This window comes from Treponema parvum (assembly GCF_017893945.1).
In the GTDB taxonomy this organism is placed as follows: domain Bacteria; phylum Spirochaetota; class Spirochaetia; order Treponematales; family Treponemataceae; genus Treponema_D; species Treponema_D parvum_A.
Window position 1 is genome coordinate 1,159,887 of record NZ_CP054257.1, and the last position, 14,643, is coordinate 1,174,529.

Sequence of the window (14,643 nt, forward strand, 5' to 3'; positions counted from 1 at the left end):
CTACCGTATTTTTGCATAGCAAAAATACGCGACCAAATTCCGACACGGCATCCGTGCCGAGCAGTGTCACTGGGGGCAGCTGTGACCGAAGCCTGTTCGGGCACTCAGCGCAGGGCCGCGCCTGCGATAAGCTCTTTTGCCCGCCCCACAAGGTCTTCGATTTCCTTGTCGGAATACGGCGTAAGTTCATTGTACGAAGGATCGATGCAATTTTCGTTTCTGAATTGGGCAAATTGCCATGAAGCGTCTTCGGGAAGCAACTCGCCCATGTTTTTTATGTCTTCAGCTGAAACCAGGGGCGGAACCAGTACCGTTCTGAATTCCCTAAGATCCGTAGGGTAGGCCGCTATTATATCTATGCTTCGTTTCAGCCGATCTTCCATCGTCTCTGCGAGCGCTTGGCTGCACGGAGACAAGAGTTCGGCGTATTTATTCGGAGAGGTCTTTATATCCATGGCGATAAAATCCGGTTTGAGAGCCGGATCCGAAACCAGGCTTTCCAACAGATCGGGAAGAGTTCCGTTCGTGTCAAGTTTTATCTTGTAGCCTTTTTTTCTTGCTTCACCGATCAAAAAAGGCGTAAGCGGATTTAAAAGCGGCTCTCCTCCGCTTAAAACAAAGCCTGTTAAAACGTTTTTTCTTTTTTCAAGATGTGCTACAACCGTCTTTGCGGAAACAAGAGAACCGTCCGTCTCATCTTCCAAAACCAAGGCTCTGTTATAGCAATACGGACAGCGGATATTGCAGCCTTTAAGAAAAAAAGAACACGCCACACGCCCGGGATAATCAACCAGCGTAGTTTTTATGAGAGCTCCTGCGGGAATATTAAGCTGTTTTTCGGAAATCCGCATTGTCTGATCGATAGGTCGAGCGGCCGCCCTGCCGAGCAGTGAGCCATGCAGGGCTATCGGCTCGGTCCGCCAACTACTATCAAAAAATCAGACGGCGAGGGCTACCGGTTCGAAGATGGCGGAAAGTTCTTGAACATTGTGTGCCCGCGCAACTTCTTTGCCATTTTCGTTATAGACTATGACTGTGGGAGCGGCAAAAACGCCCTTAGCCGCAGCCTGCGCCAAACCTTCTTTCGTGTCGACATTTATGCTTTTGCCGGAAACGCTGAGGTCTGCCATATAGGCTTTAACCGGCGGGCAATTAGGACATGTCTGGCGGAAAAAGAAGTCGTAATGCAAATCACCCGCGGCCGTCTTAACCGGCGCAGAAACCTTTTCTTTTTCTGCTGCGTCCTGAGGCATAGCTTCCGGCACATTGTCTACCGAAAACATCTTGCGGTGTTTGAATTCTTCGGCCTTTCCCTTATTCCAGTTGCGTACAGCCCTGTAATAACCTACTATTCTTGCGTAAACTTCCGTTTCTTTGCCGTGAACATTTTCAAGAGCTTCTTTTGCAGCCTTTATTTCTGCGTCCACTTCAGCTAAATCGCGTGTTTTCACTGTTTTCTCCATATTTCCCTCCCATAGAAAATAATGTTTTTTTTAGCTACCGCTAAATATAGTGTTATCTTTTGGTTTAGTCAAGCAGATAACACTATATTTATGGTCGGCAGAATGCGCGCATTTCTTTAATCGTTTTCGGCTTTTTTTGCATTTCCGCCTGAAACGATCATCCTGCGTTCTTCCTCAAGCTGTGCAATCTTAAGTTTGAGCGCTTTTTCGGCTTCTGCCTTGCACTTCGGGCATTCAAACTGTTCTCCCGGCAAATAGCCGTGTATTGAACAGACCGAATACGTCGGTGATATTGTAACATAGGGCAGGCGGTAATTGGTCATGATTGTGCGGACAAAGTCCCGGCAGCTTTTCCAATCTTTAACCTGTTCCCCCATGAATGTGTGGAATACCGTCCCCCCGGTATACCGCGTCTGTAAGGATTCCTGATGGTCAAGGGCTTCAAACACATCCGTTGTATAATCAACCTGTAATTGCGTGGAATTTGTATAGTACGGATCCGTTTCTCCGCTTGTTATTATGTCCGGAAATTGTTTTTTGTCGTGCCTTGCCAGGCGGTAAGAAGTGCTTTCGGCTGGAGTCGCTTCGAGGTTGAACAGTTCTCCCGTCTGCTCCTGATACTGCTGCAGTCTTTCTCTCATGTGATCCAGAACCTTTTCGGCAAACGCCTTGCCTTTAGGATCCACTATAGTGCAGTTTAAAAAATTCCTGCAGCACTCGTTCATTCCGCACAAACCTATCGTGTTAAAGTGATTGTCTAAGGTTTTAAGATAGCGGCGCGTATACGGAAAAAGCCCTCCGTCCAGCAGCTTTTGTATGACTTTGCGTTTTATGCAAAGGCTTTCTTTTGCAAGATCCATAAGATAGTCCAAACGGGCGAAAAACTGTTCTTCGTTTTTTGCCAGGTAGCCTATTTGCGGAAGGTTGATCGTAACTACGCCCAAAGAGCCTGTAAATTCGTCGGACCCGAACAATCCGCCGCCGCGCTTACGCAATTCCCTTTTGTCCAGTCTGAGACGGCAGCACATGGAACGCACGTCGCTCGGGTCCAGATCGGAATTGACAAAGTTCTGGAAATACGGAGTTCCGTATTGCGCCGTCATTTCAAACAGAAGTTTAGTATTTTCACTGTCCCAGTTGAAATTTTTGGTGATATTATACGTGGGAATAGGATAGCCGAATCCCCGCCCTGCGGCGTCGCCTTCAAGCATGAGAAGGATAAACTGTTTGTTTATGACGTCCATCTCTTTTTGACAGTCGCCGTAAGTGAAGTCCATCTCTTTGCCGCCGACTATTGCCTTTTGATCTTTTAAATCGTCGGGACAAACCCAGTCAAGCGTGATGTTCGTAAAAGGCGCCTGCGAGCCCCAGCGTCCCGGAGTGTTTACTCCGTAAATATAGCTCTGTATGCACTGCCGCACTTCTTTTTCCGAAAGGTTGTCCGCTTTAACGAACGGCGCAAGATATGTATCGAACGAACTGAAAGCCTGCGCTCCCGCCCATTCGTTTTGCAGGATTCCCAAAAAATTTACGATCTGGTTTACAAGCGTTGAAAGGTGAGAAGCCGGTGTGGAAGTTATCTTATCGGGAACGCCGCCGAGCCCTTCTTTTATGAGCTGTCTGAGCGACCATCCTGCGCAATAGCCTGAAAACATCGAGAGATCGTGTATGTGGAACGCAGCCGTTTTGTGGGCTTCCGCTATCTCTTTGGAATATATGTTTTTAAGCCAGTAATTGGCGGTGATGGTTCCCGAATTGTGAAGGATGAGGCCGCCCAATGAAAAGTTTACGTTTGCATTTTCATTTACCCGCCAATCGGATTGGGAAAGATAGCCGTCCATTGTGCCGTTTATGTCGAGCATCAGTTTTTTAGAGTCTCGGAAGGCTTCGTGCCGCGAACGGTACAGAATGTATGCTTTTGCAATTTCGACTTCCTTGTTTTCTATCAGGACGGTTTCAACAATGTCTTGAATTTCTTCGATCGCCGGAATCGAATGGGCGCGACGGCCGGCCATGAGCAGGCGAAGATGCTCTTCTACGGAATCCGTTAGAGCTTGAGCCCTTTCAGGATCGGGATGTTTTTCAACGGCTTCTATAGCCTTGCCGATCGCTTTTTCTATCTTGGATCTGTCATACGCGGCTATTTCACCGGAGCGCTTTACGACTGATTTTATAAAACCGGCGGTTTCCTTATCGTCGCCGTTTCCTAAAAAATTTCTCCACTCCGGAAAAACCGACTGTTTTGCAGCTTCGCTCATTCCTTTCCCCCCCCGAGCTTATTTACTTCCGTTATAAATTCATTTAAATCTTCAAAATGCTTATATACGGATGCAAAGCGTATATAAGCTACCTTGTCGAATTTGTGCAATTTATTGAGCACAAGTTCTCCAAGATCAGCAGTGCTGATTTCGCGCGTAGTTTTTCCGCGCATGATCGCTTCATCTTCAATCTCGTTTACAAGGTTTTCGATACTCGGCGCCGAAACGGGCCTTTTTTCAAGAGCCCTTTCGATACCCTTTGAAAGTTTCGAAAGATCGAAAGGCTGCCTTCGGCCGTCCCTCTTTACTACCATAAACGGTTTTTCTTCAATGCGCTCATAGCTTGTAAAGCGGTAACTGCACGACAAACATTCTCTTCTGCGCCGGATAGTTCCTCCGTTTGCCATTGTTCGAGACTCGATTACTTTGTCGTCCAGACTTCCGCAATAAGGGCAGCGCACTTTTATTCACCTTGAACTGACGTATCTTTATAATAAATATGGAGTTAAATTTATATGCAAATTTAACCCCGTATATAGCGTTCTTTTTTGTGTTCTCTGCATTATACACCGCTATATATGATATTACAAGTAGGAGAAGGAAATTTATTGCCGAATTTTTACCGAACGGGCAAAAGTGCGGCGGGAAGACGGCGAAAGAGCGGCTAGGCAGTGAATGCTCAACGGGGAAAAGCGAAACTGCTGCGAAACGGCGGCTCCTGCGGCGCAGTGCGCGCCTAGCATTCGCTTACCTACATTGCCGTAAAGACAATGTCAAGTTGAAGCGGGTGTTAGTTGCTCCTTCTGTTTACGTTTCTTTTGCAGAATTAAATTTTACTATTTTGTTCCAATCAATTTCACCAGAAGATAAACAATAGTTTTGAATAAATTCTCCAGTGAATTTATTTATCATCTGCGTATATGACTGCATAAATTCATCACTCTTTTCTTTTGCTTTGAATCCTAACGGTTCAATGATATCAATATATAAATTTTCATCTCCTGAAATAAACTCCCAAAACTGTTGACCGCAGTACTTAAAATAATCACCTTTATCATAATTCTTTTCTTTACCGTAACAGCAACCATTCACTGCTACAATATGTAGTTGAGAATTACTTGTTCGTAATGTCTTTTTAGCCGTTTTAAAGTCAGCAATCATTTTCTTAATTTGAGAACTGTTACCCCAATTTGGCCCTGATTTTATGCTGACAATATAGCGTGTATTGTTATCATCAAATTCAAGATCAATACCTTGTATGCCGGATTTATAACCACCGTACACTTTAGAAGTTAATAAAGAGTGCAAGACCTTCAAGCCAATCACCGAATATTGTTTCCTCGTTTGATGAAATATGAGCATTTAAAAATCCTGATACGATCTGTTCAGCGGTTAAAATATTTTTTGCTTTAAAAAGATATGGATTTTTTCTTTTTAAGATTTTCGATAATTTTAGATTATCCAAACTGCTGATTCTCTTTTTATGAAAATTACCAATATGCTTTTCAACATACATTTTTACATCATCTATGTTCAAATTACCCATAGTTAACCTCATTTTCAAACAATATCATTTTTTGTTCATTAATTTTCTTTTGTACCTCCTTACAATATTCATCTACAATATCAATTCCTATCGCATGACGGTTCATACGGTTTGCAACAAAGACCGTCGTACCCGATCCCATAAAAGGATCTAAAACAGTGTCATACTCTTGAGTAAATAATTTTATAAACCATTCAGGTAGACTTTCAGGAAATGCTGCACTATGATTTTTGTTACTGCATTCAGTGGCTAAATGAAGAACATTGGTCGGATATGCCATATCTCTTTCAAGCCAATTTGAAATATTTTTTCCAAAACCACTGCCGACTTTTGAATTGTCCCGTATTTTATCGACTTCCGATAAATTTTTAAGTCTGTTTTTTGCCCAGTCCCCCATAGGAATCATTACTGCTTCTTGATACATATTAAATTTTTTTGCTTTATTAAATTGTAATAAACGTTCCCATGCATCTCTAAACCTATTCGGCCATTTTCCGGGATAACAGTTTTTTTTATGCCAAATAAATTCTTCTGTCCATAGCCAACCTTGCCTTTTCATTTTCATGATTAATTCAAGAACATACGTACTGCGTTCCCCGTTCTGTACCTTTTCTTTTATATTGAGAATGAAAGTACCGTCATTTTTCAAAACTCTAAACAGCTCCGCAGTAATCGGAAGAAACCAGGATACATATTTCTCCGGTTTTATACCGCCATACGTATTTTTCCTCTGATCGGCATAAGGGGGCGATGTAATAATAAGATCTACGGAAGAGTCGGGGAATTCTTTTAGTTTTTCCAGACAATCTCCTGATAATATGTTTGTTGTGATCATAGTATCTTATGAATAAATCCTTTTTTTATGTTACACAAAAAATAGTAATTAGTACAGTAATTTCAAAAATGCATTGCGTAAGCAGTTCCCGCCTAACATAACTTTATACGGCTTCGTTGCATCACGCCAAAAACTTTAGACGGCAAAAGTACGGCTAGACAGTGAATGCTTAACGGGGAAAAGCGAAACTGCTGCGAAAAGGCGGCTCTTGCGGCGCAGTGCGCGCCTAGCATAATTTTATATGGCTTAACCGCATCAAAAACTTTAGATGGCGGGAAAAATCTTTATGTGCTAAGCTTACCTTAATACGATCGGAGGATTTTTATGATATCTATGGGAATTATAGGCGCCGGGAGAATAGCTGAAACTATGGCGGCAACCGTACGAAAGATGAATGAAACGGGGGACGAAAGCGTTCGGCTGTACGGCATTGCTTCCAGAGATTTTAATAAAGCAAAGGAATTTGCAGAGCGGCACGGCGTAGAAAAAGCCTTCGGCTCGTACGAACAGATGCTCCGCGATCCGAAACCGGATTTGATTTATATTGCGACGCCGCATTCTCATCATTTCGAACATGCGGCGCTGTGTCTTGAAAACGACAAGCATGTGCTTTGCGAAAAAGCCTTTACAGCCAATGCGGATCAGGCGAAAAATCTTATCAATCTTGCGGAAAAGAAGGGACTTCTCATTACGGAAGCGATTTGGACACGATATGAGCCGAGCCGCAAGATCATTGACGATGTGATTGCTTCGAATATCGTGGGGGAAGCGCGGATGCTCACCGCTAATCTCGGGTATCCTATAATGCATAAGGAAAGAATCACAAAACCTGAGCTTGCAGGCGGCGCTCTTTTGGACGTCGGCGTGTATGCGCTGAATTTCGCCGTGATGGCGTTCGGTCACCCCGATGAAATTCATGCCGTCTGTCAAAAAAGCGATACGGGCGTAGACGTAAACGACAGTTATACTCTGGTTTACAAGGAAAAGGGACGTATGGCGGTTCTTTGCGCCGGAGCGTCCGCCGTTTCGGACAGGTACGGAATGATACATTGTACGGAAGGTTTTATTCAGGTTGAAAATATAAATAATCCGCAAAAAGTTTTCGTATTCGATAAAAAATATGGATTGATAAAGGAAATTAAGGTTCCGCCCCAGCTTACAGGATTTGAATACGAAGTGGCGGAAACTGTAAGGGCGATAGAAAGCGGGAAGACCGAGTGTCCTTCCATGCCGCATAAAGAAACTGTCTACATGATGGAACTGATGGACGGCATAAGAAAAAAATTCGGAATCGTCTATCCGTTTGAAAATTGATTTTGCAAGTTTTTTTACGGCGGCGCAGCGCCTTGCGATGAACGCAATGTGCAAAGTTTTCAGCGCGAGCGGCTGGGGCAGAAATCGTCGGGGCGCAAAGTTTTCCGCGCGACCGGCGGGACGGCGAGAAAGTCTTGTAGATATTTGCAAAAGGTGCAATAGAAGCCGGCCATTCAGTCGAAATAGAATATCTTTTTACAAAGCAGAATATGCACGGCTGTATTGATTGCCGGACTTGCAAGAAAAATGACGGTGTATGCGTTTGAAAAGATAATATGCCTGTGTTTTATTATAATATTTACTTGAAAAATCAAACTTTAATTTTTTATTTTAACATTGTTTGCTTCTTGACAGCTACTTCTGTTTAGCGTTAGCATAGAAAGTATGATAAGAAGTTTTGATGATGTAGAAACAGAATCAATCTGCAAAGGTAATAAAAGTAAAAAATTACCGTTAACGATTCAGAATGTTGCCAGAAGAAAACTTCGAATGATTGAAGCTGCAAAAGTTGTAGAAGATTTAAGAATCCCTCCCGGTAATCGTTTAGAAAGACTTGCCGGGAATTTAGACGGATTTTATTCGATTAGAATAAATGATCAATGGAGGATTGTATTTAAGTTTGAAAATGGAGATGCGGAAAATGTTAGAATCACAGATTATCACTGATAAAAAATTGCCAAATATTCATCCCGGAGAAATTCTTAAAAAAGATTTTTTAGACGCGATGAATATCTCTGCATATCGTCTGGCAAAAGAAATCAATGTTCCTGAAACAAGAATCTCAGAAGTAATTCACGGAAAGCGTTCAATTACTGCAGATACGGCAATCAGATTTTCAAAATTCTTCGGGACTACGGCAGAATTCTGGCTCAATCTTCAGAACCTTTATGATTTGGAAGAAGAAAACAATAAGCATTCTCTGGAATTTGAAACAATAAAAATGTATGTATATGCATAAATCATATAACGCGGTTTTCAGCGCCGACAAATCGGTTAAGCCTGTTTACGGTTTAAAATTGTGTTAGGTTGACAGACCTGCACTGGGGCGCACCAAGAGGAGAAAATGAAACGATTTTTTTCAATATGTTTATTGGTGTTTTTTGCTTTTCTGTTTTATGCCGATGATTTTCAATTAGAATTGGATAACAGACAATATTTCGGAACAGTTGCCAAAACAACAATTAATGATGACAATTTAAACATAAGATTAAAACCTTCTACATCATCATTAAAAATTGGAAAGTTAAAAAAAGGTGATGTGGTTACAATAAAAGGCTATTCAGATAAAAAAGAAAGAATCGATAATTTCAATGGATATTGGTTAAAAATCCAGATTGAAAAAAATGATATTGTAAAAGATTACGCTTCTGATAATTTTGGCTGGTATGGATGGGTTTTTTCAAAATATGTTGATATCGATCCAAAAATCGATGTAAGTACCTTTAGTGTTCTCAAAGTAAATCCGGCAACTAGATCAACAATTTTATCACTGGATTTAGAAATCGATAGAAACGGTCAAAAAGCAATAGTACAAGTATATCCAAGTAAATTTTCAAAGCAAGAATCATACTATTTCGTTTGGTCTGATGATATTGAAGATTTCCAATATTCGGATCCTGTCGGAACTTTTAAATGGAATCCCCAAACAAATGAAATTACGCATATTACCGATATGGGATATGATTGTGAATCGGCATGGTGTATTATTTCCGATGATGAAAAATATTTGTTCCAAGATTATGGCACAAGTCCGGGGGTTAGAGCTTTTTCCATTTATGATATAAAAATAAATAAGAGGTTGTACAGCGGCTCATATTTGAGAGATTTAGAATACGATGGAAGGACTATTATCATCGTTGAAAAATGTGATTGGTGGAATATTAGCAAAAACAGAGTAACAGATGAATCCTTAAAAAGAAGTGAAGAATATAAAAAAACTTTACAACCAAAAGATTTAGAATCTAAAAGTATTGTCGTACGATATAAATTAAACTTAGATAATTTTAAAAGAGAATATTTAGATTGTACAACAGTATATGAACAATAATTTTATATAACATGAACTTTGTAGCCGACACACGGTCAAGTCGCGTGCGGTACAATCAATTGTTAGGCGGACACGCCACTGACGTACTTGGGGAAAAATTGAGAAAAAAGTTTATAAAAATATTAAGTTTAGCACTTATGTCTATAACGGGATTTTTATCCTATTATGCAGAGGTCTTAATACATGGTTGGGAAGGGCTAAAATGGACAGGGAATTTTTATTGGACTTTATTATTCATTCCAATTATTTTTACTCTGTGGCTAAAATTTATAGCAGTAAAAGAACTTTCTATAAAACAGATAATTAAATTTTTACTATCATATTTTTTAACTTATATTGGAATTTTTATATTGGTAAATCTTATTTACAATTTAAGACTTACGGCATTTTTACTCTATGCACCTTTTCTGCCTTTTGAAGCATTACTACATCCGGCTTTTTTGGATGGGTTAATTCGTTCTTCCGTTTTTATAAATATTATATTGATTTTTTTAATACTTTTTATTGAAAATATAAAAGTACAAAAAATATTAAATTTTGAATTAAAAAAATATGAAAAAATAATACTATTATTTCAGCCGATATATATTTTTGTTACAGCAAAGATATCAATGGTTTTATTATATCATTTCAAAGTATTTCCCCTTATGAATAAATTTAACCTGTTTGATTCTATATTTATCTTTAAGACAGGAACGATTATATTCAGTTCCGTTTTATTTGAAGGGCTGTTTATTTTGTATAAAACATCATACAATAACGCTTCGTAGTCGATATGCACCTGCTTCATCCTGACAAACGGGACAAGCCCGTTTGCAGGTTAAGCGGATGTTATATGGACCGCTCTGTCAGCAGTTGTTAAATGTAAAAGTTTATAACTTTCTATCTCGATTAAAGATAAAATTTATTGAATTTTTTTAGTTTTTCTTGATTTAGTTTCTCTTGATTGACTAAAATCTTATTTTTTTATAAGCTATCGTATCGGTAAGCGCGATTAGCTCAGTTGGTTAGAGTACAAGCATGACACGCTTGGGGTCACTAGTTCGATTCTAGTATCGCGCAATTTTTACCGGCTTCTTGCCTCTGCCGCAAGGGCCGTGTTCCATGCCTTATGAATGCTTAGCGAGATGAGAATAGGGAACAAAACAAAGATTTTTTTGATGTCGTTTTTTCCTCCGCGGGCTTTGTAAGCGCGGCTTATATCGTTCCATATAGTAAATATCCGCGGCAAAAAAAGCAAAAAATACGAAAACATGACGGAGATTTCCGCTTTCGGTTTAAGACGAAGCTTTTTTCTTACGAAAATTTCAATTTCTTCCAGCGCGGACTTTAATTCCAGCGGAGTCGTGGTTCTGAATAAAATCGACGACATCATAAGCATTGTCAAAAGTCTAAAACAAAATATCACATCGCTCAGGGAAGGCATAAAGTTTTTTTTAGATAAGGCTGAAGTTACGTACAGCAAAATTCCGTAATAAAATATTGGGGTAAGATCGGCCGTTAAGAGGCTGAAAGGAATTTCGGCTTTTAGAGCGAACAATATTAATATTAAAAAAAATGCGGCGCATGCGGCGGCAGGAGCATATAAAATGCATACGCTCCAAACGAGTATTGCAAGGAGCTTTATTCCGGCAGGAATTTTGTGCAGAAAACTGTTTCCGATCCGGTAACCGTAAAGGATGAAGTCTGTCGTCGCTCTTTGCCTTTTTATTTCCATATGAGATCCTCGACCCTTGTGCCGGGCGTCGGCGGTTTTATGCCCCACGCTGCAAGGTCTTTTTGAATGCCTTCTTTAGGCGAGCCGTCAAAAACTTTTTTTCCTTTGAATAGGATCATAAAACGGTCGGCGAGGGCGAGGCATTTTTCAATTTCATGCATTAAAATTATGAGAGTTTTGCCTTGTCCTTTAAGAAATTCTATAAGAGAATTTACCTGCTTTACGCCGTCATAGTCTAAATTTGCATAGGGTTCGTCAAAAATTATGAGAGGGCGGTTCATCACAAGAATACCGGCGACCGCTAGGCGTCGTTTTTCCCCGCCTGATAAAAATCTGGCAGGATGTTCGGCTTTGTCTCTAAGTCCTACTTTTTCCAACGCTTCCAACGCGGCCTTTTTTGCTTCCGGCTTGGAAAGACCGCAGTTTACGGCTCCGTACATGACGTCTTCCAAGGGGGTTTCGCCCAAAATTTGCGAATCCGCATCCTGAAAGACGATCCCTGCGAATTTTTTTTTACTGTCGCTTTTTTTGCCGTCGGAAAATGAAATTGATATTTCGCCCGAACTTTGTTTTAAAAGGCCAGCGATGATCGACATAAGGACTGTCTTTCCGGAACCGTTTGCGCCCCCTATTACCGTGCAGCTGCCCTGTTCGAGCGTAAACGAAATATTGTCAAGAACGGTCTTTACATCGTTACCTTCCGACGATATGTAAAAATATTTGCTCAGCTTGCAGACTTCAAGCTTGGCGCCGGACGGCTTGGGTGCAGACGAAGCGTTAGAAAATTGCATACTTTTTAAGGACGTTCATCCGAGTTTAAGTATCGGGCGATTACCGGACGGAATTTTAAAGAAAGCAAGACGGTTAGTATGCACTTTATTACGTCTCCTAAAATGAACGGAAGCACGCAGGCGGCCATAGTGGAAGCGAAGCTTGCGTTTCGGGTGTGCATAAACCATAGGACGCCGGGTACGTAAAGCACGACAAAGCCAGATACGGCTGCGGCGGCCATGCGTAAAACGTATTTGACCTTGGAGGTCTTTTGCAGGACTTTAGGTTTTCCCGCTATCAGGCCCGATACTGCGGCTGCCAAAATATAGCCTATAAGAAAACCTCCCGTAGGGCCTAGTATGTGGGCGACGCCTCCTCGCCCTCCTGAAAACACAGGAAGTCCCATAGTTCCCGCAAGTACAAAGAGCAGTGCGGCCGCTCCGCCGTTAAGCCCTCCGAGCAGACAGCCTGAAAGAACGGCGAACATGTTTTGCATTACGATAGGAACTACCGTAGCCCCGGCAGGAATTGCTATAAAAGCGCCTGCGCCGATAAGAGCGGCAAATGCCGCAATAAAAACAGGAATTACAAAATTCTTTTTCATATGTGATGGTAGTTTACAATTGGCATTAAAAAAGTGAAATAGGTTGACAATCTACAACACTGATCCGCAGTGCATGTTAATCTGCAGCGTTGAAATGGTATGCCGTGTCAATTCGCGGCGCTGATCCGCAGCTTATGCCAAAATTCAGCGTCATGCGCAGCGCCGACATACAGTGCTAAAATGAGGCGGCAAGCCAGCTCTGTTCCAGTGTTCGCGCGGGCGGCCGTCGAAAATCGGCCGAGTCAATGCGCAGTTCCGTTGTTTTCCGTTCCGTCTTTTGCGGCAAAACAAAGGCTTAAAAATACGAATATCATGCAGCAATATGCGAGCCAGTTGCCGAATCGTTCGTATATTGTCGTTTCTTTTTCATATACGGGTACGGCGCAGGAAGCGGCCGTATGAGTAAAAAGCGGTAAGTCTTGAAGCACTCTACCGGCAGGGTCTATGACGGTTGAATAGCCGGAATTCGTAGATCGCACCATCGGAGTGCGGAATTCTACGGAACGCAGGGCTGCGATGACAAAGTGCTGATATTCGGCGGAAGCGGTGCGCGACCATGAATCGTCGGTAAGGTTTACGAAAAGCTCGCATCCGGCTTTGGAAAAATTCCCGCATATTTTAGGAAATGCGTCTTCAAAGCATATAGGAGTTCCGATTTTAACGGAGGGGGCTTTTAATTCCTCCGTAAGAGAGACGACCGCCACAGGAGCTTCGTATTCAGGATTTACATGCGCCGGAATGTCGAAAAGCACGTATTGATTTCCCGCTTTCCAGCTGCTTGAAAAACCTACCAAACTGTCCATCAAAAAAGCCATCCATTTAAATTCGATCCACGGAATTATTTCCGCAAATGGAACTAGGTGAATTTTGCTGTATGCACCGCGAAAAATTCCGTCGGCGTCTATGAGAACCGCCGCGTTACCGTATGAATTTGTTTTTTTGTCCAACAGATAGGGCGCGCCAACTAAAAACGGTACGTTCATGCGGTCGATAAAATTTATCAAAGGTTCGCCGGCGGGAGCCTTTTTGTAATAATTTTGTCCTTGCGGAAAGGGGCGCCTAAGCACAGCTTCGCTCCATACGACAAGATCGGGCGAAATTCTGTTTTCACGCATCTGTTCTATGTATTGTTCCGAAAGATTTTTTGACATCATTACGGATAAAGAATCGTCCGTATCGCCCCAAGGATCTATGTTTTGCTGAACGATCACCGTGTTCAAAAATTTTACAGGGATGCGTTTTTTCGAATACTGAAAAACCCCGTAGGCGAAGCTAAGCACAAAAAAAGAAACGCACAGAGCGGCGGTCATTTTATAATCCGAGAGAATTTCTTTAGGATTTTGGAAATTCTTTATTGAACCGATGAGATTAAGGCCTTCTGCGCATACCGAAGAAAAGAGAAGTGCAAGAAAAGTTATCCCGTACGCGCCTGAAATATCTGCAATCTGTATAAAGCATTTGGCATTATAAAAACACATCGAAAGAGTGCCCCACGGATAGCCTAAAAAGCCGTTCGATTTTACCCATTCCCACGTCACCCAGACCGCAGAAAAATAAAGAACTCTAAAAGACGGGTAAGAAATTTTTTTTATACCGCGTCTTGATAAAACGTTTTCCGCCGCGCACGTTTTTACATATGGCCGGCGCATTTTTGCGAAAATGCCCCACTTTTTTGCGCAAGGGGCACACTTTTCCGCTGTGCGCGGTTTTGCGTACGGAAAAAATAAAATCCAACCGAAAAATGCTCCTATACAGGCCGTCCCCGCCGCCGAAGCGCCCAAAGTGAATATCGCAAAATCCCTAAAATTTGCAAGCCAAAAACTTGAAATCAAGTGTACAGCCATAACCTGCAAGGCATTTAAAAATACGGCGTTTTTGAACGAAGCGCTTTTTGAAACGGCAAGATAATGCGGAATGAGAGCGATAAGACCTAAAAAAGGCGAGCCGAAAGTTAAAAACTCGTTTGGAATGGCAAGAGCGCACAGCAGGGCGGAAAAAAGCGAGCAAAAAACTTGTAAAAAAAGATTCATTACGGTATATTCTATCCTATAACGTTGTAAAAACGCAATAATGATATTATAGTGGAAA

At 41.7% G+C, this 14,643-nt stretch carries 16 protein-coding genes and 1 tRNA gene; 6 read left to right on the forward strand and 11 right to left on the reverse strand.

All coding sequences use genetic code 11. The features are described from left to right. Positions 1-104 precede the first annotated feature (104 nt). The 7 genes from HRI96_RS05190 to HRI96_RS05215 all read right to left on the reverse strand — a co-directional run bounded on the left by HRI96_RS05190 (position 105) and on the right by HRI96_RS05215 (position 6,102). A complete protein-coding gene (locus tag HRI96_RS05190) occupies positions 105-851 on the reverse strand; it encodes an anaerobic ribonucleoside-triphosphate reductase activating protein (protein WP_210118448.1) in 747 nt (248 codons plus the stop codon). An 87-nt stretch (positions 852-938) separates the two neighbouring features. Next, the gene (gene nrdD / locus HRI96_RS05195; protein WP_210118449.1) at positions 939-1,463 is read right to left on the reverse strand and encodes an anaerobic ribonucleoside-triphosphate reductase; all 525 of its coding nucleotides are present in this window, start codon (positions 1,461-1,463) and stop codon (positions 939-941) included. A gap of 116 nt (positions 1,464-1,579) precedes the next feature. Continuing rightward, positions 1,580-3,721 (reverse strand): ribonucleoside triphosphate reductase, encoded by a 2,142-nt coding sequence (locus HRI96_RS05200; RefSeq protein WP_210118450.1) that lies wholly within the window; start codon positions 3,719-3,721, stop codon positions 1,580-1,582. After that, the gene (gene nrdR, locus HRI96_RS05205; protein ID WP_210118451.1) at positions 3,718-4,182 is read right to left on the reverse strand and encodes a transcriptional regulator NrdR; all 465 of its coding nucleotides are present in this window, start codon (positions 4,180-4,182) and stop codon (positions 3,718-3,720) included. Before nrdR ends, HRI96_RS05200 begins: the two co-directional genes overlap by 4 nt. 346 nt (positions 4,183-4,528) lie before the next feature. Next, positions 4,529-5,005 (reverse strand): PmeII family type II restriction endonuclease, encoded by a 477-nt coding sequence (locus HRI96_RS05210; protein ID WP_256729304.1) that lies wholly within the window; start codon positions 5,003-5,005, stop codon positions 4,529-4,531. 1 nt (position 5,006) lies between these two features. After that, entirely contained in the window at positions 5,007-5,267 is a 261-nt protein-coding gene (locus tag HRI96_RS11725; RefSeq protein WP_256729305.1) for a PmeII family type II restriction endonuclease, read from the reverse strand. Next, on the reverse strand, positions 5,260-6,102 hold the full coding sequence (locus HRI96_RS05215; RefSeq protein WP_210118452.1) for a DNA-methyltransferase: 843 nt from the start codon (positions 6,100-6,102) through the stop codon (positions 5,260-5,262). Before HRI96_RS05215 ends, HRI96_RS11725 begins: the two co-directional genes overlap by 8 nt. Positions 6,103-6,426: 324 nt before the next feature. Between HRI96_RS05215 and HRI96_RS05220 the strand changes: the two genes are divergently transcribed. From HRI96_RS05220 to HRI96_RS05245, 6 genes are all read left to right on the forward strand, one after another. Continuing rightward, positions 6,427-7,416: a Gfo/Idh/MocA family protein gene (locus HRI96_RS05220; protein ID WP_256729306.1), complete on the forward strand. Its 990-nt coding sequence runs from the start codon at positions 6,427-6,429 to the stop codon at positions 7,414-7,416. Between the two features lie 384 nt (positions 7,417-7,800). Further along, positions 7,801-8,082, forward strand: coding sequence for a type II toxin-antitoxin system RelE/ParE family toxin (locus HRI96_RS05225; protein WP_210118453.1), 282 nt, complete (start codon positions 7,801-7,803; stop codon positions 8,080-8,082). After that, positions 8,057-8,374: a HigA family addiction module antitoxin gene (locus HRI96_RS05230; protein ID WP_210118454.1), complete on the forward strand. Its 318-nt coding sequence runs from the start codon at positions 8,057-8,059 to the stop codon at positions 8,372-8,374. Before HRI96_RS05225 ends, HRI96_RS05230 begins: the two co-directional genes overlap by 26 nt. Before the next feature lie 105 nt (positions 8,375-8,479). Next, complete coding sequence (locus HRI96_RS05235) at positions 8,480-9,463, forward strand: SH3 domain-containing protein (protein WP_210118455.1); 984 nt, start codon at positions 8,480-8,482, stop codon at positions 9,461-9,463. An 11-nt stretch (positions 9,464-9,474) separates the two neighbouring features. Beyond that, positions 9,475-10,233 (forward strand): hypothetical protein, encoded by a 759-nt coding sequence (locus tag HRI96_RS05240; RefSeq protein WP_210118456.1) that lies wholly within the window; start codon positions 9,475-9,477, stop codon positions 10,231-10,233. A gap of 218 nt (positions 10,234-10,451) precedes the next feature. Next, positions 10,452-10,525: transfer RNA gene (locus tag HRI96_RS05245), tRNA-Val, on the forward strand. 4 nt (positions 10,526-10,529) lie between these two features. Here HRI96_RS05245 and HRI96_RS05250 read toward each other — a convergent pair. The 4 genes from HRI96_RS05250 to lnt form a co-directional block, all read right to left on the reverse strand. Then, positions 10,530-11,180 (reverse strand): energy-coupling factor transporter transmembrane component T family protein, encoded by a 651-nt coding sequence (locus HRI96_RS05250; RefSeq protein WP_210118457.1) that lies wholly within the window; start codon positions 11,178-11,180, stop codon positions 10,530-10,532. Then, entirely contained in the window at positions 11,171-11,971 is an 801-nt protein-coding gene (locus HRI96_RS05255; RefSeq protein WP_210118458.1) for an energy-coupling factor ABC transporter ATP-binding protein, read from the reverse strand. Before HRI96_RS05255 ends, HRI96_RS05250 begins: the two co-directional genes overlap by 10 nt. Before the next feature lie 5 nt (positions 11,972-11,976). Further along, complete coding sequence (locus HRI96_RS05260) at positions 11,977-12,555, reverse strand: biotin transporter BioY (RefSeq protein WP_210118459.1); 579 nt, start codon at positions 12,553-12,555, stop codon at positions 11,977-11,979. A 242-nt stretch (positions 12,556-12,797) separates the two neighbouring features. Then, a complete protein-coding gene (gene lnt / locus HRI96_RS05265) occupies positions 12,798-14,585 on the reverse strand; it encodes an apolipoprotein N-acyltransferase (protein WP_210118460.1) in 1,788 nt (595 codons plus the stop codon). Positions 14,586-14,643: the final 58 nt, after the last annotated feature.